General features: G+C 70.4%; 20 protein-coding genes. 10 read left to right on the top strand and 10 right to left on the bottom strand.

The features are described 5' to 3' along the window. The first annotated feature begins 175 nt into the window (after positions 1–175). Entirely contained in the window at positions 176–682 is a 507-nt protein-coding gene (locus ACWEMJ_RS04550; protein WP_452135471.1) for an RICIN domain-containing protein, read from the top strand. 77 nt (positions 683–759) lie between these two features. Here the strand turns inward: ACWEMJ_RS04550 and ACWEMJ_RS04555 are convergent, their stop codons facing one another. Beyond that, a complete protein-coding gene (locus ACWEMJ_RS04555; RefSeq protein WP_452135472.1) occupies positions 760–1,188 on the bottom strand; it encodes a hypothetical protein in 429 nt (142 codons plus the stop codon). 250 nt (positions 1,189–1,438) lie between these two features. Between ACWEMJ_RS04555 and ACWEMJ_RS04560 the strand changes: the two genes are divergently transcribed. Further along, positions 1,439–1,900, top strand: a complete 462-nt coding sequence (locus ACWEMJ_RS04560; protein WP_452135473.1) for an RICIN domain-containing protein — start codon at positions 1,439–1,441, stop codon at positions 1,898–1,900. Positions 1,901–2,001: 101 nt separating this feature from the next. Here ACWEMJ_RS04560 and ACWEMJ_RS04565 read toward each other — a convergent pair whose 3' ends face one another. The 5 genes from ACWEMJ_RS04565 to ACWEMJ_RS04585 all read right to left on the bottom strand — a co-directional run bounded on the left by ACWEMJ_RS04565 (position 2,002) and on the right by ACWEMJ_RS04585 (position 12,081). After that, positions 2,002–3,153 (bottom strand): hypothetical protein, encoded by a 1,152-nt coding sequence (locus ACWEMJ_RS04565; RefSeq protein WP_452135474.1) that lies wholly within the window; start codon positions 3,151–3,153, stop codon positions 2,002–2,004. Beyond that, entirely contained in the window at positions 3,150–6,914 is a 3,765-nt protein-coding gene (locus ACWEMJ_RS04570; RefSeq protein WP_452135475.1) for a hypothetical protein, read from the bottom strand. The genes ACWEMJ_RS04565 and ACWEMJ_RS04570 overlap by 4 nt, the downstream gene beginning before the upstream one ends. 15 nt (positions 6,915–6,929) lie before the next feature. Continuing rightward, entirely contained in the window at positions 6,930–9,095 is a 2,166-nt protein-coding gene (locus tag ACWEMJ_RS04575; protein WP_452135476.1) for a hypothetical protein, read from the bottom strand. A gap of 6 nt (positions 9,096–9,101) precedes the next feature. After that, the gene (locus ACWEMJ_RS04580) at positions 9,102–11,615 is read right to left on the bottom strand and encodes a DUF6603 domain-containing protein (protein WP_452135477.1); all 2,514 of its coding nucleotides are present in this window, start codon (positions 11,613–11,615) and stop codon (positions 9,102–9,104) included. A gap of 181 nt (positions 11,616–11,796) precedes the next feature. Further along, on the bottom strand, positions 11,797–12,081 hold the full coding sequence (locus ACWEMJ_RS04585) for a hypothetical protein (protein ID WP_452135478.1): 285 nt from the start codon (positions 12,079–12,081) through the stop codon (positions 11,797–11,799). Between the two features lie 133 nt (positions 12,082–12,214). On the opposite strand from ACWEMJ_RS04585, the gene ACWEMJ_RS04590 reads away from it, so the two are divergent. The 3 genes from ACWEMJ_RS04590 to ACWEMJ_RS04600 all read left to right on the top strand — a co-directional run bounded on the left by ACWEMJ_RS04590 (position 12,215) and on the right by ACWEMJ_RS04600 (position 16,975). Beyond that, the gene (locus ACWEMJ_RS04590) at positions 12,215–13,504 is read left to right on the top strand and encodes a hypothetical protein (RefSeq protein ID WP_452135479.1); all 1,290 of its coding nucleotides are present in this window, start codon (positions 12,215–12,217) and stop codon (positions 13,502–13,504) included. Positions 13,505–13,519: 15 nt separating this feature from the next. Continuing rightward, entirely contained in the window at positions 13,520–15,334 is a 1,815-nt protein-coding gene (locus tag ACWEMJ_RS04595; RefSeq protein WP_452135480.1) for a hypothetical protein, read from the top strand. 135 nt (positions 15,335–15,469) lie between these two features. Beyond that, entirely contained in the window at positions 15,470–16,975 is a 1,506-nt protein-coding gene (locus ACWEMJ_RS04600) for a M1 family metallopeptidase (RefSeq protein WP_452135481.1), read from the top strand. 84 nt (positions 16,976–17,059) lie between these two features. On the opposite strand, the gene ACWEMJ_RS04605 is transcribed toward ACWEMJ_RS04600, so the two are convergent. From ACWEMJ_RS04605 to ACWEMJ_RS04615, 3 genes are all read right to left on the bottom strand, one after another. Continuing rightward, positions 17,060–17,953: a transporter substrate-binding domain-containing protein gene (locus ACWEMJ_RS04605; protein WP_452135482.1), complete on the bottom strand. Its 894-nt coding sequence runs from the start codon at positions 17,951–17,953 to the stop codon at positions 17,060–17,062. A gap of 44 nt (positions 17,954–17,997) precedes the next feature. Beyond that, a complete protein-coding gene (locus tag ACWEMJ_RS04610; RefSeq protein ID WP_452135483.1) occupies positions 17,998–19,053 on the bottom strand; it encodes a hypothetical protein in 1,056 nt (351 codons plus the stop codon). Positions 19,054–19,160: 107 nt separating this feature from the next. After that, on the bottom strand, positions 19,161–19,466 hold the full coding sequence (locus tag ACWEMJ_RS04615; protein ID WP_452135484.1) for a trypco2 family protein: 306 nt from the start codon (positions 19,464–19,466) through the stop codon (positions 19,161–19,163). A gap of 338 nt (positions 19,467–19,804) precedes the next feature. Between ACWEMJ_RS04615 and ACWEMJ_RS04620 the strand changes: the two genes are divergently transcribed. From ACWEMJ_RS04620 to ACWEMJ_RS04630, 3 genes are all read left to right on the top strand, one after another. Beyond that, a complete protein-coding gene (locus ACWEMJ_RS04620) occupies positions 19,805–20,044 on the top strand; it encodes a hypothetical protein (protein WP_452135485.1) in 240 nt (79 codons plus the stop codon). A gap of 492 nt (positions 20,045–20,536) precedes the next feature. Further along, complete coding sequence (locus ACWEMJ_RS04625) at positions 20,537–20,830, top strand: hypothetical protein (protein WP_452135486.1); 294 nt, start codon at positions 20,537–20,539, stop codon at positions 20,828–20,830. Continuing rightward, the gene (locus ACWEMJ_RS04630) at positions 20,806–21,627 is read left to right on the top strand and encodes an AraC family transcriptional regulator (RefSeq protein ID WP_452135487.1); all 822 of its coding nucleotides are present in this window, start codon (positions 20,806–20,808) and stop codon (positions 21,625–21,627) included. The genes ACWEMJ_RS04625 and ACWEMJ_RS04630 overlap by 25 nt, the downstream gene beginning before the upstream one ends. 278 nt (positions 21,628–21,905) lie before the next feature. Here the strand turns inward: ACWEMJ_RS04630 and ACWEMJ_RS04635 are convergent, their stop codons facing one another. After that, complete coding sequence (locus ACWEMJ_RS04635) at positions 21,906–22,787, bottom strand: phytanoyl-CoA dioxygenase family protein (RefSeq protein WP_452135488.1); 882 nt, start codon at positions 22,785–22,787, stop codon at positions 21,906–21,908. Positions 22,788–23,437: 650 nt separating this feature from the next. On the opposite strand from ACWEMJ_RS04635, the gene ACWEMJ_RS04640 reads away from it, so the two are divergent. Beyond that, positions 23,438–24,190 (top strand): DNA-methyltransferase, encoded by a 753-nt coding sequence (locus ACWEMJ_RS04640; protein ID WP_452135489.1) that lies wholly within the window; start codon positions 23,438–23,440, stop codon positions 24,188–24,190. A gap of 52 nt (positions 24,191–24,242) precedes the next feature. Next, a complete protein-coding gene (locus ACWEMJ_RS04645; protein ID WP_452135589.1) occupies positions 24,243–24,617 on the top strand; it encodes a GTP-binding protein in 375 nt (124 codons plus the stop codon). The last annotated feature ends 28 nt before the right edge of the window (positions 24,618–24,645 follow it).

The following is a 24,645-nucleotide window of genomic DNA, read 5'->3' on the forward strand; positions in this document are numbered from 1 at the left end:
GTAACGATGAAGTGTCATCGTTGTGAATCGTCGGGCTGGGATCGATCGGTGCTGGGCAGGTCCAGGTCCGGACCGTTTCTTCCGGCCATTGGGGTGAATCCCTCCGACCCGGTCGGGAAGAATCCCCTGCGAACGGCGGGGTGGCCGGCCGGCCGCCCCGAAAGGAGTAAGGACAGTGAGCATCACCAGAAAAGCGGTGGCTTCCCTCATGGGCGTCGCTGCATTGTCGGCGGTGACGGTTCTCGATGCGGGAGCGGCGACCGCCGAGAGGCGGTCCGCGGAATTCAACGTGGCCGTGCAGAACGTGGCCGACAATCTCAATCTCGACTATCTCCACACCCCGCAGGTCGAGACCAGGGATCCGGGCGGCCAGAGTCAGGAGTGGACGTTCACGCTGGTCGGGCGGACGGCGGACGGGGAGGGCATCTACACGATCCGCTGGGGTGACCGGAGTTGCCTGGAGGACCTCGGGCTCGACCAGCAGGTGCTCCTCCGGTACTGCGAGGGCGGAAGCCTGGCGCAGCGCTGGATCGTCGACACGGCCCAGGATCACACCACGATCGCGAGCCAGAAGAATCCGAACCAGGTGCTTCAGGGCAATGGCGAGGACCAGCGCGTCACGACGACCCCGGTGTTCGGTGAGCCCGCGCCGAATCAGCTCTGGACTCTCTACCAGCCGTAGCGGGCTGTCCGGGCTCCGGTGAACGGCAGGGCCCGCCCCGGCCTCGCGGTCGCGGCGGGTTCGGTGGATCCGGGGCGCTAGGCCGTCAGAGGAATCCAGTAGAAAGCCGACGTGCAATCCTCTTTCAGGACGTGTGAAAGCTCGTACTTCTTGTGCGCGGGGACCGGAATGCTGAACGCATTGTCCCAGACGTTCCGATATCCATTCGTGGAGACCCTGACGGTGAGGCCCGTGTAGGTGACCTGGACATAGGATTCGGAGCTCTCGTGGTAACTGGAGTGCACGTGACCGACGATGATCCCGTCCTGAGCCTCGGTGTGTGGGCCGACGAGGCGGGGCTGGGGGGATCCGACCTTGACGGCGCGGCGGGCCGGATCCGCTTCACCGTTCGCGGTGATTTTGAAGGTCTTGTTGGTCGAGCTGTTGTGGAAGACCAGATTGTTTCCCGTGTCGGTGGAGATCCTCCACGGGTCGAGGAAGATCCCGGAGTCCGGCTCGCTTCCCATGGTTGATCATCCACCTCTCTGATTTCCTGCTGTCGGTCGTTCTGGCGGGATCATTATTCAGGGACCTTGAAGTAGTTTGTGGACGACTCGCCGACGTCTTCCCGTGCTGCGCATCAGTCCGCAAATAGGCTGATCATCGCACTTTGAGATTCGCTCGGGTGTGAAGTGAATGAACTGATGGTTCAATCGTCCGAAGGAGAAAAGAAATATGAAGTGGCGAGGTCTCGGTAGGAAAGCATCCTCGGCAGCCGTGGTTTCCGTTCTGGTGACAGGCCTGCTGTCCGTGGCGGCGCAGACGTCCGCCCGGGCGGACGAGCCGCAGTACACGTTCCAGAACTTTCAGACGGAGCGGAATCTCGACGCGGTGGCCGGCTATGACCAGGTGCGGTCATGGCCGGCGGAGACGGCGCCCGACAGTACCCGGCAGAAGTTCACGATCAACCCGGGCAGCCAGCCGGGCGACCAGATCAAGAGCGTCGCGGTGAACAAGTGCCTCCAGGCGGTGGACCGCAACAAGCCGATCGCCCTGGAGACGTGCAACACCGCGCTGCGGTCGCAGTACTGGGCGACCTCGATGTCCACCGAGGGCGACCGGATCGAGAGCGTCAAGTTCCCGGGGTACTGCATCGAGGACGTGGAGGCCAAGAAGGATGTCTTGCTCCGGCCGTGCAACGGCAAACCGGTCCAGTCGTGGATGGCGCTCCCGGCGTAGCCGGGGCGGGTGACCGGGCCGGATCCGGGGCCGCGGCCGTGCGAGAGTTCGCACGGCCGCGGTCTGCCGTTGCGGGAGGGCCGGGCCGTCGGAGCCCGCGGTCACACGACCTTGACGGTCTTGGCCTGCACGGTGCTGAAGGTGGCCTTGCCCGTGACGTCGAGGGTCGCGCCGACCTTGGCGGCCTGCTTCGCCTCCAGGAGGCCGTCGATCGTGGCGGTCGTCCTGGCGAGGAGGTGGCCGTCAATGGTGGCGGCCTGCTTCGCTTCCAACTTGCCGTCGACAGTGGCGGACTGTTTCGCCTCCAGCTTGCCCTCGACGGTGGCGGTGCTCTTGGCGACCAGTGCGCCCTTGGCGGTGAGCGTGCTCTTCGCGGTCACGGCACCGACGAGGTCCGTGGTGCCCTCGACCGTGACGGTGTTCATGGCCTGCAGCGGGCCCTTGACGGTGAGTTTGTTGACCACCAGGTCGGGGGTGAGAACGACCACCAGGGTGGTGAGGGTGCGTTCGTAGGTGTTGTTGCCCTGGGCGAAGTGGCCCTGGAGCAGGAAGTTGGTGTCCTTCACCAGCGGGTCGGGGCAGGTCCACTGGCCCGGCGGAGTGTCAGGTCCGGGGGTGATCTCGGCCCGGGAGTCGTTCCAGAACATGGTGTAGGTGGCGCTGCGGGTGCCCTGCCACTTGAGGGTCGCCAGGCCGCCGTTCTGGATCTGCATGGGGTCGGCGCGGAAACTGTGCAGCTCGAACTCCCGGGGTGCCTTCTGAACGGTGGCGGAGACGGTCTTCTCGGAGGTGGTGCCGGTTTCCGCGGTCTGCTCGGTGACGAGGAGCTCCGCGTGGCCGGGCTTCTTGTTCAACTTGATGGTTTTGACCCGGAGTTGGAGGGTCCAGGTGCCGTCGAAGACCGCTGTCGTCCGGGGGGTGAAGATGACGTCGCAGAACAGTCCCTTGCCGTCCCGCGGCACCTGCTTGGTCACGGCCTTCCAGCCTTCGCCGTGCCCGATCTCGGTTCCGCCCTTGACGCTGTGTCCGACGGCGCCGAAGTCCTTCTCCTCGAGCCAGGCGATATCTCCGTTCCCCATCAGGAGTGACACGGTGATCTTGTCGCAGTGCACTTTCTTCGCGGTGGGGGCCTTGTCGACGGTGAGGATCAGGTCCACCGGGTCCGGGTAGTCGACGGTGAGTTCGTCCGGGTAGGTCGAGATGCGGTAGTCCAGGAGCATGGGATCTCCCAGGACGTAGACGTTCATGCTCATGAGGTTTCCTTCCGGTGGCGCAACTGCCGTGCGGGTGTGGCGGGGTGGAGCTGGAGGTAGCCGGCCCGGGCGACGGGCGGGGGGTCGTCGGGGTGCAGGCGGGTGTCGGCCGGCGCGATGCGGACGGAGGTCCAGACGGGGTCGGTGGCGCCGTCGGCGAGGTCGGGTTCGGCCCAGCTCCAGGTGCCGTACGCGGCGGCGGGCTGTGGGAGCACGATCCCGTCCACCGGGTCCGCGTCCTTGCCCGGCGGTGCGACGACGGAGGTGCGCAGCGGGGCGAGCAGCGGGGTGAGGCGGAACGAGGCGCGGATGCGGTCCAGGGCGTGCTGGACGAGGCCGGCGGGCAGTTGCAGGGTTTCGCTGGGCAGGATGCCGGTGTGGGCATGGACCGGGACGTGCGGGTCCACCAGCAGCGTCAGGTGGTGGGTGACGGGCGTCTCGGTGACCGGGCGGGACGGCAGGGCGAGGTGTTCGCCGTTGCCGATGGGGACGGTGTAACTCCGGCCGCTGACCGGGAAGTCGGTGCGGATGGTCCGGTAGCTGATGGCGTCGCCGGGTGCGCCGTCGGTGGCGTAGTAGCCGACCAGGCCGTCGGAGAGCTGCTGGGCGGCGCCGAACCGGATCGGCCAGGTGTAGCCGGGATAGTCCTCGGCCGGCTGGTCGAGGATGGTGTCCAGGCCGGGGTCGGTCAGCGGCGGGCCGTTGAGGTCGAGGGTCACGTCGGCGCGCAGCAGGGCCAGCGGCCGCCCGTTCAGGTGGGCGGCGGTGGGCGGGAGGTCGGTGGGCGCGATGGTGGCGAGTGCGGAGTCGATGCAGGTGAGCAGGGCGCGCAGGGAGTCGGCGGACTGGTCCAGCAGTGCCAGGACGAAGTTCCGCAGCTGTGGATCGCCGAGCAGGAACGACGAGTCGCCGGGGCGGCCGGCGGACGACTCGGGCAGCGGGTTCCAGGCGGTCTTCGCGTGGCCGGAGGCGTCGGTGACCACCCGGAGTTCGCCGAGCGGCGCGCCGTCGGGGGCGTGCACCTGGAGGGTCTGGTCGAGGTAGTTGAGCAGTAGCCAGCCGGCCAGCGGTCCGGCCGGGTCGCCGCTGGTCCGGGCGGTGGCTCGGCCGGGGTCGGGCAGGCAGGACGCGGTGGGCCCGGCGGCGTAGCGGGTGCCGGTGGCGGCGTCGACGGCCTCCAGGCGCAGGCGGGCCGACTGGAGGAGCCGGGGCGGGAGTTGGACGAATCGCTGGGCGCCTTCGACGCTCGGGAACAGCGGCCGGGTCGGGGTGACACTGGCGGAGCGGCGCGGCGCGAACTTCTTGATCCGGTCCTCGGTGTCGGCGAGCAGGTCGACGCTCTGGCCGAACCGGTCGATGAGGCGCAGGTCGACGAAGAAGAACTGCCCGGCGCGCACCGGCTGGAAGGTCTCGCCCGGCGGGCGGCCCGAGTCGCGGTCGCCGATCCGGGGGACGGTGCCACCGGCTCCCTCGACGTCGGGGGCGCGACGGGCGACGCCGTCCTGTCGCAGCAGCCAGTCGTTGAACCCGTCCAGGGTCTGGGTGAGGACGTCCAGGTCGGTCGCCAGCCGGACGTCCAGGTAGTCGAGGGCCTTGCCTTCCTCGTCGCGCAGCCGGCGGAAGGTGCGGCGGTAGCGGTGGATCTGGGCGCGGAGGGTGTGGCCGAGGGTGGGGGTGAGGAAGGACCGGCCGGTGAAGGTGAGCCGGCGGGCCTGGTCCTCGTCGGTGGCGAGGGCGCCGGTGCCGTTCCAGGTGTAGTCGCGGCCGTCGAAGGTCCAGTGGGTCTGCTGGTTGCTGTGGTAGGGGGTGGGGGCGTAATGCAGCTCCCACTGGAGGAACAGCGGCAGCCAGGGCTGGCTCCACTGGGCGGTGTACTCGTTGAGGAGGGCGACGTCCGTGGGGGAGGCGCCGTGCAGTTCGGTGTTCGGGTTCTCCAGGATGTCGTAAAGGCCGCTTCCGCCCGAGCCGCGGGCCCGGGCGGCCTCGTCGAGGACGGCGAACTCGTGCAGCAGCGCCGTGCAGACGGCCGGGACGTCCTTGCCGAGCGGCGGGAGGTGGGGAGCGCGGGCACCGGTGTACGTTCCGCCCACGGTGTCGGCGGACGCGAGCAGTTGGGCGGGGAAGCGGCACTTCAGCGGCTGGTCGAGGTCGCGGCCGAGCGGCTGGTCGGCACCGGCGCCCTGGAGCAGGATGACGGGGTCGGCCGGCTGGTAGAACGGCGGTGACGCCACCCGCCGGAGCTGGAGGTCCGCGCGGAGGCCCTTCCGGGAGGCGAAGTCCGTGATCGCCTTGTCCAGGTCCTCCGGGCCGGTGGCGTGCGGGACCTGGCCGAGGAGTGACGCCTCGTGGTCCTGGAGATTCTTGATATCCGCTGCCAACGTGGTGAGTTGCTTGCGTGCGGAGTCGATGAACCGCTGGTCGCTCTTCTTCCCCTGCCGGGTGAGCAGCCCGACCAGCCAGTGCAGGAACCAGTAGCGCTGCTGGGCGGCGCGCAGATAGGGCGTCAGCAGATCGTGGTCGCGCTGGTGGCTGTTGAGGGTGTTGAGCCAGGCCGGTTCTTCGGCACGCAGGTGCCGGGCGGGCTCGGTCGGGCCGTCGGTGGGCCGGTCGGTGATCTCCCAGGCGCAGCCGGCGTCGCGCCCGGCGAACCAGGTCCGGTGCAGTGTCTCGGCGAGGTCGTCCTGGCCGTCGGCGTCGTCGAAGGTCTCGATGAGGCCGTGGTAGAGCGCGCTGGTCAGGTCGGCGGCCCGGCGGGCGGTGGCCAGGTCGGCCTTGGTGGTGGAGCGGGACCGCGCGGCGATCAGGGCGTGCGCGGCGTCCATGGTGCTGTGCCCGGCCGCGACGGTGACGTCGTTGATGTTCGGCCGGCGGGAGCGGGGGGCGCTGCCCGCGCGTTCCCACGGGACGCCCAGCGCGGTGCCCAGGTAGCGGGTGCGGGTGTCGGCGGTCGCGGAGGTCTTCGGCGGCAGCGACCAGCCGAGGGCGCGGACGACGTCGTCCGGGCCGGCCGCGTCCGGTGGCAGCAGGCCGGGGATGTCCTTGGCGGTGCGCAGGATGTCGGTGTCGCGTTCCGCGTACCAGCCGACGGCCAGGTAGCTGAACACATTGCGGTTCCAGGGGCGTTCCTCGACGCGCGGTTCGGCGCGGCCGAGGGGTTCGAGGTCGGACAGGTCGTCGAAGAAGGACAGCACGTTGCGGTGGTAGGGCTCGAACGCGGCGAACGCCGGCAGGCCCGGGCCGATCGCCGTCAGGTGCGGCGCCCTGCCCTCCGCGGTGTCCTTCCAGACGGCGGCCGCGGTGAGCCGGTCGGCCCGGCCGATCTTCCGGCGCTCGGGGGCGGTGGTGGCGCGCGGGTCGATGTACTCGGAGAACCGGGCGCCCGGGGGCGGACTCCAGGAGTGCTCCTCGATGATGAAGTCGCTGCTGATCACCCAGCCGGCCGCGCCGAGGGCATCGCCTTCGCCGTTGCGGTGGTGACGGACGATCAGCCAGCGGTTGGGGATCAGGGGGAACCGGGTGTCGCCCTCCACCGGGTCGTAGTGGCCGGTGGCGAGCGCCTCCGGCAGTTGCCACTGGAGGTGGATGCCGTGCTCCGGTTCGTCCTCGGTGGTGATGTACGGCGGCAGCGGCTCGGCGGGCGCCCGCTCGTCCAGCATGGCGGTGAAGTCGGGCCGCCACCGGTAGCTGGCCTGGCTGCGGACGCCGTTGTTGCAGACCATGGCGTGGAGTCGGATCGGGACGATCAGGTCGGTCGTGCTCATCAGCCCGGGGGTCCTTTACGCGGTGGTCAGGTGCTGTTCGATGGGGGAGTTGATCATTTCGACGGCGAACTGCGCGGGGGTGAGCGCGAAGCCGAGCTGGGCGTCGAAGTCGGCGATCAGGCCCGACTTGCCGTTCTTGTCGAGCAGGTGGAGCACCCCGGGGAGGGCGCCCTTGCCGGTGCGGAGGTAGTCGAGCACCGTCTTCCCGGACTGCGGTGAGGGGAAGGAGCTGCCGGGGATGCTCGCTCCCGGGTCGGGGCTGTCGCTCCTGACCTGGCGCAGGTTCACCCGGTCGTCGGCGTCGATGCCGAAGTGGATGCCCTCGGCGGGCTCACGCAGCATCAGGTGGTCCGGCACACCGTCGAACAGGCAGAGCAGGGTGTCGGTGTCCGGACGGAGCCGGTTGAGCTCGCGCAGCTCGGTCGTCCCCTTGGCGGCGGCGATCCGCAGCCGCGGCCAGGCGGTCACCAGCGTGGAGCGGATCAGCAGGCCCCCCGTCGGCAGACCGGCCGCGCGGCGACTCTGCACGGCGGCCCGCAGGTGGGTGTCGAGGCTCTGGTCGAGCGAGGTGTGCAGGCCGATGCTCTGCGCCCCGGCGAGCAGGGCGTTGATCCACGCCGGGTCGATCCGGAACAGGCGCAGCGACTCCGGGGGCAGCATCCGGGCGTCGGGCACCAGATGGCACATCGGCACGCCGTTCAGCAGGGCCAGCCGGTCCAGGAACCCGGGCATCTCGGCGAGGTGGCTCCGCGCGTCCCCGTCGAGAAAGGTGGAGATCTGGCCCTTGGTCAGCTCCTGCGGGGTGTCGATGGAGTCGATGGACTCGCCCCGCACCAGCTCCTCCGCCCGCGTGGCAAGGGCGCTGAGCGCGGCCAGCCGCGGCCGCCCCTGGTCGAACCTGAGAACGCCGTCGTCCGTCACCGGCGCGTGCTTGGACGCCGCGATCCGCATCCGGACGGAGGCCAGCGCCCGGCGGGCCCGCACCACCTCGCCCGGGTAGGACGGGTCGGCCAGCGCGAGGGTGCGGCCCAGCGTCCACGCGCAGGCGTAGCCGACGTCGAACACGCCCTGCTCCTGGTCGTAGACCAGGGCGTGGTCGGCGCTGGTGTACTCGGTGCCGCCGACCTGGCCCGGCACCTCGGGGGCGGTGACCGGGGTGGCCGGGCCGCGGTACCAGGCGAACGTCCGCTCCCCGGACAGCACCCGCTGGGCGACCGGCACGAACCCCCACCGCAGCCGGTCCAGCACGGCGGTGCTTCCGGAACCGCCGGCCTGGGGCAGCCGCAGAGCCAGGTTCTCCGGGTCCGACCGGCCGGGGGCGACGAGCGCCTGCAGGACCCCGGCCGCGTCGAAGGCCGCGTCCGGATCATGGCTGAACGACCAGGACCACAGCGCCGCCAGCCGCACGGCCGTGTGGCCGGTGAGGTCGCCCGACAGCTTCCCGTCGAAGCCCTCGAAGGACACCAGGTGCACGCTGTACGCGGTGGCCTCGCGCGGAAAGCGGTTGCCGGTGACGACGGCGAAGCGGCCCTCGGCCAGCACCTCGCCGTCCGACCGGAACGTCTTCGGACGCACGTCCCGGACGTGCGCCAGGTAGTGCATCTCCTGCTCGCGCGGCACCACGGCGTTGAACACGGCCAGCGGTACGTCGATGGTCTGGCACGGGCTCGCCAGGGTCTCCGCCGACAGCGTGTCGAGCTTCGGGCCCAGCACCCCGGGCTCCTTCGGGGTGACCAGCTCACCCACCGGCCGCGCCGTGGTCGCCCCCAATCCCTGTGGGTCGCCCGGCAGTTCGCCTGCCCGGAACAGCAGCACGGCCATCCACGGCGCGCGCCGCTCGACCCGCGACCACTTCTGCTGACGCTCCCACGGCAGCGTCGGACGCGCGATGGTGACGTGCGGCAGGGTGCGGCCGAAGTCGCCGGCCGCCGACGGCGGCGGATGGACCGCCTGCACGCTGGACGCGTCCAGCACGAACTGCGGCGCCCGAACCTCCACCTCACGGTCGGTCGGGGTGTCCGTCCCGTTCAGGACGCTCCCACGGGCGTCCTCGACGATCTGCTTGACCTCGAAGCGGTACGTTCCGGCGGTCGCCGCCGGTTGCACGAAGTCGGTGAACGTGGCGAGCAGTTCGGACCGTTCGCCGAGCAGCCGGCGCTCACCCGTGGGAGCTGCGGTCATCGGGCATCACCTCGCGGTCGTGGTCAACGGGGCGTCCGTCAGGCTGTGTTCGACCTGCCGGGCGTACTGCGCCAGCGGCCCGTTCCACCGGCCGTCGGGTGCGACGCCGAGCTGCGCCAGCGCCTCGTACGTGGCGGTGCGGGCGCGCTGTTGGGCAGCCGCGTTCAGGGTCTTGGCGATGACGCCCACGCTCTGGGCGTTCACCACCGCCACCGGCCCCTGCGCGGCGGAGTTCCGCAGCGGGATGCGGCCGTCGGCGAGGCGCTCCGCGCCCAGGGCGTGCTCCGTGGCAGGCCCGACCTTGCTGCCGACCAGGGCCGGCGGCACCTCGATCCGCAGCCCCGTCACCCCCGTGAACAGGCTGTTGTCGTTGGCTTCCTGGTCGTCGACGGGCTTGCCCCACAGCGCCTCCGGCACCTGCTGGGTCAGCGGGGTGACGACCCAGCCCGCGGCCTGCCAATCGAACGCCGAGCCGTTGCGCAGCACCGAGACCCGGTGCTCGCTGCGGACACCCGCCTTGCCCATCGGGCGGACGTTCAGCGGGGCGAGCCCCGCGGGAAGGCCGACCGCCTTGCCGTTGACGGTGACCTTGTCGGCCGGGATGGCGGACCTGGTCTCCAGCGCGAAGTCGTACGCCGACACCAGCATCGGCTTCGCGGAGTCGACCCGCGCCTGCCGCTCGGCCGTCGTGACATCGGCGAGCACCCCCCGCAGCGGGGTGACGGCCAGCGGTTCGGGCAGCTGCTGGCGCAGCTGCGGCCAGGTCGCCGGCGGCGGGGCGACCCGGCGGGACCCGAAGTCGAAGGAGAACGAGATGAACCAGACCTTCACCGTCACCCGCCCGCCCAGCGGCGGCGCCCACAGGTGCAGGTCGATGCCGGTCTCCAGGGAGACCCGGGTGTTCACCCACAGCACCTTGATGGTGAACGCCACGCCGATCCGGATGCCGAGCGCCAGATCCAGCCGGAACGGCGACCACTGGATCAGCGCGTGCAGGTGGGCGACGAACCACGCCGACAGCAGCCCCTGGTCGTAGCGGGCCTCCAGGTTCCCGCCGACCATGAACGCGTTCGGGGTCAGCGCGGTGTAGCCCTGCGCGGAGATCCGGACCTTGCTGTCCGGCGACCAGACGAACCCCAGCCGGGCGGGGCGCGGGTAGTGCGCCGGGACGAGGTAGTCCGGGTGGTAGCCGCCCGCCGAGATGACGAAGTCACCGCCGTGGACGCCACCGGTCCACACCCGCATCCCGATCCCGCCGGTCAGCCGGACCGACTCGTCGAAGACGAACGACCCGTCGGCGACCGCCGCGTCCAGCGACAGCAGGTGCTTGGCCGGCTCCACCGCGAGGCGGATGTCGACAGTGAGCCGGGCATGCACCTTCCGGCCCGGCTGGGCGTTCTTCGGGAAGGTCATCGAGGCCCGGCCGAGCACCGTCGCGGTGAACGCGTCCCCGAACTCCAGCACCGCCAGCGCCCGCACCTGGAGGAACCTGAAACAGGTGAAGTCGAGTCCGAGCGCCGCCCAGTACCGCCCCTGACGGGGCTCGATCCACTTCTCCTCCATCAGCGTGGTCATCATCTGCTGCGGCGTGATGGCCGTGCCGCCCGCCAGCCGGGCCACCAGCGGGAACCGCCCGATCTCGGTGACCTCCGGGACGCGCACGGTGCTGTTGACGCCGAAACCGCCCGAGATCGCGTTCACCGTGAACGCCGGCGGGCCGAACAGCCCCGCCCCCGTCCGCGACGCGATCTCCCCGAACAGGAACACCGACGTCCAGCCGGCCTTGGCACGGGCGTAACACCCCATCGCCTCAAGGGCGATCACACTGGTCTCCACCGACAGCATGCCGGTGATCAGCTCGTCGTACTCCTTGGTCTTCCGGCGCTCCAACAGGCCGGCCACCTTCAACGGCGGCTTGTCGATGAGCAACGAGGCGCCGCGCAGCTGCGGAACGAACGTCGGCGGGTCGGCGAGCCGGATGCCGAGACCGAGGCCGAGCAGTGCGAACTCCACCGGCCCGATCACCAGCGCGGCGTCCAGCACCGCCGAGACCACCGCGCCCTCCGCGGTCAGGGTCAGCCGCCGCAACCGGACCGGTCCGAACACCAGGCCCAGCTCCTGGCTGTCCTGCTCGCCGCCCGCCGCCTTCCCGGTGCGGGCCGCCCGGACCGGGACGAACAGCTCGTGGACCTGGCCGCCCGCACCGATGACCAGCCCGAACTGGAACTTCTCCGGCATCCCCGTCGCCGCCACCCGCGGCAGGGCGCCCTTCGGATCGACCTCCGCCAGCAGCGAGTTCAGGTGCTGCGCCTCGGCGGCGGTCAACACCCGGCTGGCGACGGCCAGTTGGGCCCCGGTCAGGCGCAGGGCGTCGGCGGGCAGCATGGCTCCGACCAGCGGCAGGTCCGCGAGCCCGACGGCGAACTTGGCGCGCGCCGCGAGGAGTCGGAGTGTCTTGCCGTCGCGGAAGGACGGGCCCGTGAGGGCCGCCGAGTCCGCACTCCGCTGGACGTCCGTCACTGTTCGCACCCTTCCATCCGGATCCGGGGCGACCCTCGCGAGCTGTGGCGGGTGCGAGACGGAGCGCCCAAACGTCTCGAACCCTTGCGTATCGTCTACGAACTTTTGTGGCGGCGCGCCAGTGGCGTCCACCGATGGAGGGGCTTCATCGACGGGCGGGCCCGGGGTGGCGCACTGCCGTTCAGCGCCGCGTGATGGCGATGTCGATGTCCGTCTCGTTCTGCCACTTCGCCAGGTAGCCGGTCATCTCCTCCGCGTCCCAGGCCGACCAGGACAGCTCGCGGTAGCTTCCCTTGAAGTTCGTGGAGAGCTTGATGGCGTCGTTGTATCTCACCAGCTGCGGGGCTCCCAGGATCTCGCCCCCCGGGGTGATGGAGACCTTGGCGCCGCCGCGACGGAAGGTCAGGTTCCCGCCCTCTTCACAGATCTCCCACTGGCCGACGGTGATCTTCGGTGTTCCGCTCATCGGTTCCTGCCTCTCGCGCTGTCGCCGGGTCGCTGCGTTGTGCGACCCCGGCGCTACTGTAAGTTTCGACAGGCTTTGAACGTAGACGAAGCATCTCGGTGTCGCGCCGGTGCCCGAGGATTGGGAGGACAGGATGGCCACTCCGTCGTTCGCCGCCGGGTCGACCGAGGTGATCTTCTTCAATGTCGGGCAGGGCGACTGCACGCTGCTGATCTTCTACGGGGACACCCCGGGGCAGGGGGAACACGCCGTTCTCATCGACTGCGGGAGCTGGACCAAGCCGGGGGTTGACCTGGATGTCGGTGCGACCGGCCCGGACGACACAGTGGCGCGGATCGGAGACAGGCTGGCCGTGCATCTCGGGAAGCTGAGGCACAAGAACGTCCTTGACGTGCTGGTGATGACACACCCGGACAAGGACCACTACAACATGCTGCCGAACATTCTGCTGAACCGCGATAAGAAGCTGCGCTACGAGATTCGGCAGGTGGTGTACGGCGGTTCCCTCGCCAACTACAAAGTTCCCGGAGAGGGTCTGGGGATCTCCATGCGCGACATTCTCGGGAACTGGGGGAAGTATTCGAATTCCCAGGCTCCGGCGCTGGTGCCGGAGCCGTCCCCGAGCCAGCCGCGGCTGCTGCTGCAGGGAGGCCCCGGCCCGAATCCCGCCAGGCTCTACGTGATCGCGGCGAACACCGCCGGCCCTTCGTCGAGCGCCAAGCGCATGAAGCCCAGCCTCCGCAGCGGAGCACGCCTCTCGCGGTGGAGGGTTCCGGTGGAACGGCTGATCGGGCTGTACGGCGGGGCGGGGAAACGTGGCCTGACCGCCGAGAGCGATGCCAACCGGGTCTCGGTCGTGCTGCTGCTGGTCGGCCGGGACCAGAACGGCGCCCGGCAGCGGGTGTTCCTGATGGCGGACGCCGGGCACGAGGTCGAAGACGCCATCATCGGGACGCTGACCGCCGCGGACCCGGGACTCCAACGCACCGGCCGCACCTGGCTGAAGATGGGGCACCACGGAAGCCGGAACTCCACCACGGACGATTGGATGAGGCACATCACCCCCGACGGCCTGCTGGCCAGTGCCGGAACAAGGGCCTTCAGCGGCACCGGAATGCCGAGCTACACCCATCTCAAAAGCAGACTGCTGCTGCGCAAGGGCTTCAATTTCCCCCCGGTGACCGTCACCCCCAAGTCGACGTTCAGGCTCCCCTCGGTGGCGTATTTCGGGGATGACAAAGGAGACTTGCCGCGCGGGATCGACCAGAGATACCGCACCGAGGCCAGCATCGCCGGACTGTCGACCAGCATGTCCTTGCTTCCCGCCCCCGAGGACCGCGAGACCGGCATCGCCAAAGGCGTCGACTGGCACCTGGTCATCGACGCGAATGGCCCGAACACCTACTGGCTCAGCTATGAGTGAGCACGGAGGCGAGGCATGACGCTGTCCGTTGCGGCGCTGCGCGAGCGGCTGGCCGCCAGCGAAGGGGGCGAATTCCGGCTCGGCGCCGGGGAGTTGGGAGTTCCCGCCGTCGAGCAGCTGTTCACCGACCACTTGGGCGGTGGCACGCTGACAGTGACCGGGTGCGAGGCGCTGCCGGAGCAGCTGACAGTGGCCGGGAGTGTCCGGCTGAGGTACCTCGACGCCCCGGTGACGGTGCTGGTCTCCTTCCTGGCCGAGGAGGGGGCGAGCGAGGTGGCGGGCGTGCGGCTGGACGCCGAACTGCCGGGCTGGGAGGTGCCCGCCGGGCACCTGGTGGTGCAGCCCGGGATCCTGCGGACGTTCGGGTTCGACATGCTGTACCTGGTGCTGGACGCCACCCCCGGCCCGGACGGGCGGACGGTGGCCTCGGTCGGGCTCGGGGCGTCGCGTCCGTTCCCCGGGGGCAAGGACGGCGAACTCGCTTACGTGAGCGGGCTGAAGCCGAGGTTCGCCGAGAGCGCCTGGTGCCTCGCCGGCGACTTTCCGCCCGTTCTGCTGCGCGGGCCCGGCGACCTCGCCGGCCTGGTCCCGGGGCTGGACGAGGGGAAGTTCGCGCTGCCGACCGAGTTCAACGTCGGGCCGTTCACCGTCGACGCCCTGTCGGTGGTGTTCGCGCCGGGCACCACCAAGGACTCCGGCCGGCTGCTGTCGGTGTGGGCGTCGGTGGAGTTGAACGCCACCTGGGAGGTCTTTCCCAGGTACTTCGAAGTCACCGGAATGGCCGCCGAGTTCGCCGTGACGGCCGCCCCGCGCGGCTTCGCGGTGAACACGCTGCTCACGGGCTACTTCCGGCTGGTGAAGCAGGTCGAGGTCTTCGCCGAGGTGGTGCTGCCCGGTCGGACCGTCATCGCGCAACTGGAGGAGCCCGTCGCGCTGGCGCCCCTGCTGGCCGACTGGTTCCCCGGGGCCGGGCTTCCCAAGGAGCTGACGGTTCAGTACCTGCGGTTCGAGACGGTCGCCGACCGCGGCAAACCGACGTTCGGGCTGGACCTGGACCTGAGCGGCGTCTGGAAGCCCGTCGACAAGGTGTCGCTCGACGAGCTGACGCTGTCCCTGTTCGTCGTGGATCGGAAGGTCGAGGCGGGCCTGGAGGCGGTCTGGGCGATCGGCGGCGGCCGGATGCTGATCCGGGCCGGGTACGCGAACGGGGTGTGGTCGTTCGGCGGCCTCGGCTCCCAGCTGCGCGCCCGCGACCTGTTCGGCGTCTTCGGCGCGCAGCCTCCCACGCCGCTGGACGGTGTCGAACTGCGGGAGCTGACGGTCGCGTTCGACAGCACCGGCAAACGGATCCAGCTCGGCGGCTCGGTGGCCTTCCCGTTCGGCGCCGCCGACGCGCGACTCACCCTCGACACCGTGCTCACCCGCAAGACCAGCGGCAGCGGGTACGACACGCAGGTCGACGGAACCCTGACCGTCGTCCTGCCCGGGCCGCCGGGCGGCTCCGTCCAGCACGACACGCTGACCGGTGTGCAGTCGGCGGGGCCCGACGTCCTGACCTTCAAGGTCGACTACCGGCAGGCCGACACCGGTTGGACCATCAGCGGCTCCTGGGAATCGGCGAAGGGCGTCGCCCTGACCGCTCTGGTCGCCGCGCTCGGCGTCGAAGCCGGGGACCTGCCGGAGCTGCTGACGCCCGTGCTCAAGAAGCTGTCGGTGCGGTACGACTCCGCGAGCGGAGACCTGCTGCTGACGGCCGAGACCGAACGCGTCGGTTGGGTCTTCTACCAGGTGTCGAAGGGCGGTTGGCGGGTGGAGCCGACAGGCGGGTGACCCCCGGTGCGAGCAGTTCCCCCGGTGGGCACCGGTGACCGCCCGCATGGAGTTCTCACGATCGGGGAGTGGACAGGGGTTCGGCGGGACAAGGATCGAACCGACCGCATCGTCCGGTGATCCCTGGAGGACCGCGTGCGCAAGAGATTGATCGTTTCCGTCGCCAGTGCTCTGAGCCTGTTCCTGGCCGTTCCCGCCTCGGCGGCCGACTTCAGGCCGGGTGCGGACGGCGTGGGAGACCCGTACCTCCCCACCGCCGGCAACGGTGGGTACCGCGTTTCGCACTACGACATCCGGCTGAAGTACCAGCCCGCCACCGACGAGTTGGAGGGCACCACGACCATCCTGGCCACGACCACCGAGAACCTCTCCCGGTTCAACCTCGACTTCGTGCTGAAGGTCTCCGAGGTCCTGGTCAACGGGCGGCCCGCGACCTTCGCCACCAGCGGCGACCAGGAGCTGGAGATCACCCCGGCCCGGCCGCTGCCCAAGGGGACCCCGGTCACCGTGGTGGTGCGCTACAAGGACGTGCCGTCGGCCGCGACGGTGTACGACTACAGCGCCTGGCACCGCACCCCGGACGGCGGCGTGGTGTCCGGCGAGCCCTACGGCTCCACCTGGTGGTTCCCCAACAACGACCACCCGAGCAACAAGGCGACCTACGACGTCTCGGTGATGGTGCCGAACGGCACCCAGGTGGTCAGCAACGGTGTGCTGACCAGCACCGCTTCGCAGGCGGGCTGGACGCGGTTCAACTGGCGCGAGAACAAGCCGCAGGCCACCTACCTGACGACCCTGGCGATCGGGAAGTTCGACATCACCCAGGACACCTCGTCCAAGGGGGTGCCGGTCTACAACGCCTACAGCAAGGACCTCGGGGAGGACGCCGCCGCGGCCCGGGCGAGCGTGGAGCGCACCGGCGAGCTGGTGGACTGGCTGAGCGACTACTTCGGCGCGTACCCGTTCAGCTCGATCGGCGGCCTGGTGCCCAACATCCCGTCCAGCGGCGGCCTGGAGACCCAGACCCGGATCGTCTACGGCCCCGGCCTGTTCGCCGACGGCTCCAACACCTCGGTCGTCGTGCACGAGCTGGCCCACCAGTGGTACGGCGACAGCGTCTCGCTCTCCCGCTGGAGCGACATCTGGCTGAACGAGGGCTTCGCCGAGTACGCGCAGTTCCTCTGGTCCGAGCACGAGAACGAGGGCACCGCGCAGGAACTGGCCGACTACGCCTACGCCCGCTACCCGGCCGACCACGTGTTCTGGACCGTCAAGCCGGGCGACCCGGGGGCCGATCACCTCTTCGCCTGGCCGGTCTACCTGCGCGGCGCGATGGCCCTCCAGGCGCTGCGCAACACCGTCGGGGACGCGACGTTCTTCCGCATCCTGAAGGGCTGGCCCACCGAGCGCCGGTACGGCAACGCCACCGTCCAGGACTTCCAGGCGTTCGCGGAGAGGCTCTCCGGCCGGAGCCTCGCCGACGTGTTCACCACCTGGCTGTTCACCCCCGCCAAGCCCGCCGTCGGACCGGTGCCCAACGCCGCTGCGGCTGCGGGCCGGGGCGACGGGAAGCCGCCGGTGGAACCGAAGTCCTGGAGGAAGATACAGGACACCAACTCCGTTCACGCGGAACGGAAGTGACGGCCCCGCAGTGAAGCACCGGCGGTCCCCGCAGGTACGGCAGGGACCGCCGGCCCGGTCCGCACCGTCCGACGACGGCGGGGCTCAGCCGCCGCAGGACGAGTACGCCGTCACGTCGTCGTGCCTGGGACGATACTGGCTGACGTCGGACTTGTTGATGCTCCAGAGCGTCTCGGAGAACTTCTCGTTCCACTTGTCCCGAAGGAATTCCTGAACCAGTCCCATCAGCCTGCGGCAGTCCGCCTGATGCCCCTTGGGCAGCCCGATCCCGTAGCGGTTTCTCACTCCGAAGACCAGCGGCAGCACCTTGAGCTTCTTCTCGTGCGCCTGGGTGAATCCGTAGAGGATCGAGGTGTCGGTGAAGACGGCATCCGTCTTCTCCGCCAGGAGTTCGTCCACGCAGGCGCGGAAGTTGGGGAGGGTGTGCACGTACCCGGGGACCAGCGGGTTCGGTGCCGGTGAGGCGGCGGTGGAGCCCAGGTTCGGGTCGGAGGTGGTTCCTTGGACGGTGCAGATGTCCTTCGTCGCGACGTCCGCCTTCTCCTGGATGTCGTTGTCGTCGGAACGCACCAGCAGTTGCTGCTGGGTCTCGAGGTACGGGCCGGCGAAGTCGACCGAAGCCTTCCGGTCCGCGGTGATCGAGTAGGAGGCGATGACGAGCTTCACCCGGTTGTCCTTGAGCGCTTCCTCCCGCTGTTCCGACGGAACGTCGACGAGGTTCACCTTGACGCCCAACTTGTCAGCCAGGAAGTTGATCAGCTCGTATTCGAATCCTGAGTTCTTGTAGCCGTCCTTGAAATCGAGTCCGGGCTGGTCGTTCTTCACCCCGATGCTGACAACGCCGCTGAGCCAGGCCTGCTCCGCTGCCGGGGACGCCGCCGGCGGCGTCCGGCTCTGCTGGCAGCCTGCCTGCAGAGCGGTGAGGACCAGAAAGCTCAGGCCCGCCCGAAGGGCTCTTTCGCCGGTGCGGCGATTCATGCATCCTCCCGTGGAACGAATGAGACGGTCCGACGGCCGCGCACCTATCCGAGGGCGGCGTCGAGGTCCAGATGGCAATTCCGGTCCTTGTTCGTGACGGCCACGGTGAGGGGCATCGCCCTGGCGGCGCCGGGCGGGACCTTCACCTCGAAGACGGGCGTGCGCTTCGTGACCGGGAGCGGCCGGCCCGCCGAGTCGCGCACGCTGAGCCCGGTGCCGGGAACGCAGTCCGAACTGGACGGGTTGGTGTCGGAGACCTGGAGCAGCAGGACCGTCGCCCGGTCCTGGGCCAGGTTCTCGACGGTGATCCGTGCGGGATCGCCGGCCGTGTACATCCCCTTGTTGTGCTGGATCCCCAGGCCGACCGGCGGGGTGGCCGGGCGCGGCCGCAACAGCGGCAGGGCCAGGAACGCCACCGCCGCGGCCGCCAGCGCCGTCACCAGGACCAGCACCGTCCGCCACCGCGGTCGACGCACCCCGACCCCGGGCCCGTACTCGACGCCTCTGAGCACCGGCAGGCCGGCGTTCTCGGACAGCCCGAGGAGCGCGCGGAACCGCCTCCGGTCGTCGGCGCCCAGGCGGTCGATGGCCGTGAACGGTTCGAGGGTGAGCGTGCGGACGCCGTCCGCGGGCTGGTGCGTGACGACCACTCCGATCGCGAACTCCCGGCGGTGGCGGCCGGTGAACACCACCGTGCCGGAGGAGCCCGCCCAGACCGAACCGGCCACCGTGCCCGGATGGTCGCGCGGCGTGGCCCGGAGGCTGGCGGTGAGCCGATCCCCGACGGGGCCTTCGGCGGTGAGGATCTCCCCGGCGAGCTGGACCCGGCCGCGGAACCGACTGGGGCTGTCGGGCCGCTTCGGGCCTTCCTTCCACTTGGGGTATCCGAGCCCCTGGCACGGCAGTTGGGCCGTCACAGTGGAATCCACCCGTGCGACACGCACCCGCGGTGCCTCGGGCGCGCCCTCTTCGAGCAGTTCCAGGACGGCGAGATCGACATCGTCGGCACCTGCGGCCACCCGCCGCGCGGAGTACTCCTGGCCACCCCAGAACCGCACCGACACCGGCCCGGGCCCGACGGCGTGATTGGCCGTCAGCACGTGCCTTCCACCGATGCAGTACCCCGACGAGACCTTCCACTTGGCTGCGGTCTCTGTTCCGAAGTTGTACAGAACCTCAACCGCGTACCGACTCTTGGGCATTGGCGTCAGGGCCGGACGTCGCTGGTCCGTGAGACGAACACGGGCTCATCGTCCGGCCCGAGCGGCGCACCGAGTTGCAGGGTCACGGTCTGAACCGTCTCACGGCTGTACCCGGTGTCCGTCCCGAGTTCCAGCACCCAGAACTTGGCCTTCCCGGAGGCCTCGGCGTCCACCGTGACGGCGACCTGGAACTCCAGGGCCACGCCCTCCACCGGAAAGCGGATCTGCTGCCCGCCGGCGGCCAGCACCGCATCGGAGAGCTCCTGGTGGAGTGCGGTCACAGCCTCGGTCAGCCCGATCTTCCTGCCCAAATCGCCAACCCCCTCATGGATTCTTTCGGTGGATCATACGGGCCCGTACCATCCCCTGGGATCCCCCCAAAAGCCTGAAACCGGTGACACATAAGGAAATTGACGCACCATCAGATGATCAACCCCCGGCCGCCGTGTCTGCCGTGTCACCGGCCGTTCGCGCTTCCGGTCTGCGGTGGCGATGCCCGGGATGCCATCGAGGAAGGCGCCGAACTCGGCACGGGTGCGCACCGGCTGACGGTGATTTCTCCGGCGGTTGGTCCGCGAAGCTCACCGTCATGTGTGCCTGTGCGTGAAAGCCTTCCTGCGCCCCGTCGTTGACGGATGCTCAGTGGGCCGTGATCGAGCCGCCGCTGCCGCGGCGCGATCCGCGCGGGGCGGACCGACCGCTGAAGCTCCCACGTCGGCTGATCGTGGACACCGTGCTGTACCTGCCCGTCAGCGGTTGTGCGCGAAGGCCGGCTCCGCACGCCTCGCCCCGTGGGAGGCGGCCCACCGGTGGTTTCGCGCCTGGGCCGCCGACGACACCTGGGGCCGGGGCCGGGGCCACGACGCGTCGCACGACCGGGTGCGTGTGACGGGCGGACGACTGGGGGTTGTCTCCGGTAGAACCGGGATGCTTCACTGGCGCCCGTGACACCGGCCGCCACCGTTTCCCCCTCCGTGCGCCCCGATCGCCGAGACGGACCGGGAACTGACCGGCGACCAGGTCATCGCCGCCGTCGATGCCGCGGGGGACGCGGGCGTCCGGCACGTCGACACCGCGCCGCTCCACGGGCTCTCCGAGCGCCGCTTCCGCCGCGTCCGGACCGGCCGGCCGCGCGCCGAGTGCACCGGCAGCGCCAAGGTCGGCCGCCTGCTCGCGCCGTACCAGGGCGGCCGGCGCGGCCTGGACGACGGCGTCCGCACCCTCGCCACCCACCGCCGGGTCCGGGACTTCACCGCCGACGGCATCGGCCCCGACCGGATCACCCGGTGCTGATCCACGACCCCGAGCACCACCGCGGCCCCGCCCCGGGCCAGGGCTACCCGCCCCGCGTGAGCAGTGTGTCGGCGCGCTCGACGTCTGCGTGCTGCACCGCTTCGCCGTCGAGCCCGAGGACGACACGGTGATGGTGCCCATCCGCTGCACCCGGCTCGACCACTCCGCGCTCGCCCGGCCGCGGCCGCGGCCGCTGCCGCTGTGCGAGCGGCGCGCCGTTGACGTTCGCAAGGTCGGTGCCGTCAGCAGTGGCCTGCTCGCCCACGACCGCCCCCGCCCTGGGCTGCGCCTCACCTACCTGCCCGCACCCGTCGGCCTGCTTCTCGCCTCCGCCCTCCCACGGCTGGACACCCCGGCATGCTCAGCGCCGCCCGCTATCTGACGCTCCCGCCGGAGGTCCGCGCCGTCGGCCTGGCCGTCACCGGTGTCGGCCGGATCGTCGGCCAGCGCGCCTCCCGCAGCCGACCCGCCCCCGCCGGGTACGCGGGCGTGCTGGTCACCGAGGGCACGAGCCGGCTCGAACGGGCCGACCGGCCCGGTCCGTTCGAGCTCGGCCCGGGATCGTTCTTCTGGCTGCCGCCCGGCACCGCCCACGGCTACGGGCCCTCGCCCGGCGCCTGGTCCGAGTACTGGGTGCTGTTCGAGGGCCCCGCCACCGCCGCCTACGAGGCCGCCTACGAGGCCCTCGGCCAACTCGCCGCCGGACCGGCCGTCCGCACTCCCCAGGACGTGCCCGCGCTGCTCGACCAGTTCGAGCGGCTGCTCCTGCTCGCCTCCCGTCCCGAGTCGCCGGCCGTCCAGTTGACCGCCGCCGCGACCCTGCACACGCTGATCGCCGCGCTCGGCGCCCCCGCCGAGGAGGACCTTGCCGCCCGGGCCGTCCGCCTCCTGCTGGAGGAGTCCGCCGCCCCCGTCCGCCTCGCCGACGCGGCCCGCCGCCTCAACATCTCGCACGACACCCTGATCGCCCTGGTCCGCCGCCGCACCGGCACCACCCCGAGCGACTTCCTCACACGCCACCGCCTCAGCCGCGCCAAGTCCCTGCTCGCCACCACCGACCGCACCGTCGCCGCGATAGCCCGCGAGGTCGGCTACCCCGACGCCGCCTACTTCACCCGGGTCTTCACCCGCCGCACAGGCCTCTCCCCGTCCGCTTTCCGCCGTCAGCAGCACCCCTGACGCACCACCGATCGCTCACCCGTTCGGTGGGCGGCAGCGGGACTGTCCACATGGACGAGGCCGACGCCACCGATCCCCCGGCGCTCCCGTCGACCCGGGGCGTCGGGGCTGCGCACGCCGGTCTTCGCGGCGGGCTCGAAGAGGGCCTCGGCGGAGTGCTCCTCACCGAGTCGACCGCGTCCGGAGACGTCGAGTCCGGCAGCCCCTGCCGTATCGAGGGGTTCTGCGCGTTCGGCGGCGGGCAGGGGGCCTGGACGCCGAGGGCCGGGGCCGGGGGCTCACAGGCCGTCCTGGTCGTGCCAGTGGTGCTGCCAGCGCCGGTCGATGGCTTCGGAGGCGGACTGATAGCGGATGTCGGTGGAGAGCCTGAACTGCCCGGCAGGGACCCGGTTGTCGAGCGAGGCGTGGAGGATGTGGACGTTGTGGATCATCACGTCGCCGGCCTCGAAGTCGGCGACCAGCCAGCGCGCCCCGTGCTCCTCGGCGAGAGCGGGCAGGTCGGCGGTCACCGAGGCGGCGGGCCGCTTGAGGACGCCCTCGGCCTCCTGGCGCTGGATCTCGCGGTGGCTGCGCTCCAGGTAGATCAGCGGGCCGCGGCTGACCGGGACGTCGCCGAGCGGGATCCAGGCGGACACCACCCGGTCGCTGCCCTCGCGCAGGTACACCAGGTCGTAGTGGGCCTGGGTGGCGGCGCCGATGCCGGTCCGACCGGGACCGACATGCCGGATGATCTTGCGGCGGTGCAGGTGCAGGTCGTCCGATCCGAGCAGCCACTGGAAGAAGGCCACCAGCTTCGGGTGCCGGCACAGCGCCTCGTACGCGGGGCCGGGCACCACCTCGCCGAACAGGGTCTCGCGCATCCGGCCGCGGTCCAGTTCGGCCGCCGGGGCGGCGACGCCGTCGACCGGGTCGCTGCCGGGGACGGTGAGGCCGCTGGGAGCGAGCGCGGCGAAGTAGTAGCGACGGAATTCGAGCACGGCCTTTGGGTCGAGGAAGCCCTTCAGGAACAGGTAACCGTCGCGCAGGAAGCGGTCCAACACGGCCTCGCGGTTGGACAGTTCGTGCTGCGGAACAGGCTGGAGCGGACCCAGGCGGTGCGGCGCCGGGTCGAGTCGGTGGCCGTTCGAGGTGAGCGGCTGTTCGGCGAGGGCGTTGATCATGCCGTCCATCCTGGCGACCGGTGACAGCTCGGGCCATACACGAAATCGGCCCCGGCTTGGACTTCCTCCGATCCTCGCCCACGGTCCGTCCTCACATCCGTCACGGTAAGCACCGTCGCAGTACCAACGACGGCACTGAAAACGGTCGGAGTGGAACGTCTGCGCAGCCGCCGGCCATCCCAGCGCGGGATGCCGGCGAAGGCCGGCAAACGTGCGCGATTGCCGAGGAGCTCACCCGCCGGAGTTGTCGCCCCTCCCGCCCGTCACCTGGGCCGATGACGGCCGCGAGTGAGCGGAGCGGCAGTCAGAAAAGTCAGCAAGGAGTCAGCGTTCATCCGCCCACAGCCTGCAGACCGGCACGCAGACGGGAACCGGCGCGGTGTCGGCGTTCGTCGCGGAGATGCCCGCGGAAGGCGAACGCGACCCCCGGTGCGTATGCCGAGGGCGGTCGCGGAGCACCCTTCGCACCTCGGTGTCCGTGACCGCCCCGGGTCCGGCCGCACCAAACGACCCCTCACCAGGCCCGACGATGACCCGGCCGCCGTTTAGGCATGGCCGCGCTTCCCGGCTAACGTCCCGCCCATCCCCACCCCCGGCGGCAGCCGTCAGCACCCGCCCGGAGCGGGCCCACCCCATCTCGGAAGGCCACCATGACCAGCAGCTACACCCTCCACCGAGGCGACGCCCTCACCGTCCTGAAGTCCCTGCCCGACGAGTCCGTCAACGCCGTCATCACCGACCCCCCGTACAACAGCGGCGGCCGGACGAGCTCCGAACGCACCAGCCGCGACGCCCGCGCCAAGTACGTGACGTCCACCTCCGCCCACGACCTCAAGACCTTCCCCGGCGAGAACCGCGACCAGCGCTCCTACCGCTCCTGGCTCACCGAACTGCTCACCGAGTCCTACCGGGCCAGCACCGAACACTCCGTCGCCGTGGTGTTCAGCGACTGGCGACAGGAGCCGACCACCAGCGACGCGCTGCAAATGGCCGGCTGGACCTGGCAGGGCACCATCCCGTGGATCAAGCCCGCCAGCCGCCCGCGCAAGGGCGGCTTCAAGCAGTCCGCCGAGTTCATCACCTGGGGCGTCAAGGGCACCCTCGACCACAGCCGCAACCTCTACCTGCCCGGCCACTTCATCGCGTCCCAGCCCCGCAAGGACCGCGTCCACATCACCCAGAAGCCCCTGGAGGTCATGCGGGAGATTGTGCGGATCTGCCCCGAGGGCGGTACCGTCCTCGACCCGTTCACCGGCAGCGGCTCCACCGGCATCGCCGCCCTGCGTGAAGGCCGGCGCTTCATCGGCGTCGAACTCTCCCCCCACTACGCCGACATCGCCGAACAGCGGCTGCGCGCCGAGCTCACCCAGGACGACTTCGAGCTGGCCGGACCGGAGGCATGACGGTGAGAACCTCTGCCGGCCGGTACCCGGAGATGCAGACACGAAGAGGCGGCTGGAGCGCGATGCTCCAGCCGCCCTTTCGCGGCTCGACCGCTTCCCCGAGGTCGACACCCTGCTGTACGAATCCGGCGGCGACAACCTCACGCTGACCTTCAGTCCCGCCCTGGTCGACGTCTTCGTGTTCGTGCTGGACACTGCGGAGGGCGAGAAGATGCCCCGCAAGCGGGGCGGCATCACCGAGTCCGACCTGCTGGTCATCAACAAGATCGACATTGCGCAGTACGTGCGCACCGACATCCAGGTCATGGAGTCCGACGCGCACAAGGTTCGCGACGGCAAGCCCGTCATCCTCACCAACTCGCTCCAGGGCGTGGGCATCGAGGAGCTTGCCTCCTTCCTGGGGGCCTGTCGCAAGGCGCTGATCTGACATGACCGTCGCTCCGCCCCGGCCGACG

This window comes from Kitasatospora sp. NPDC004531 (assembly GCF_053602195.1).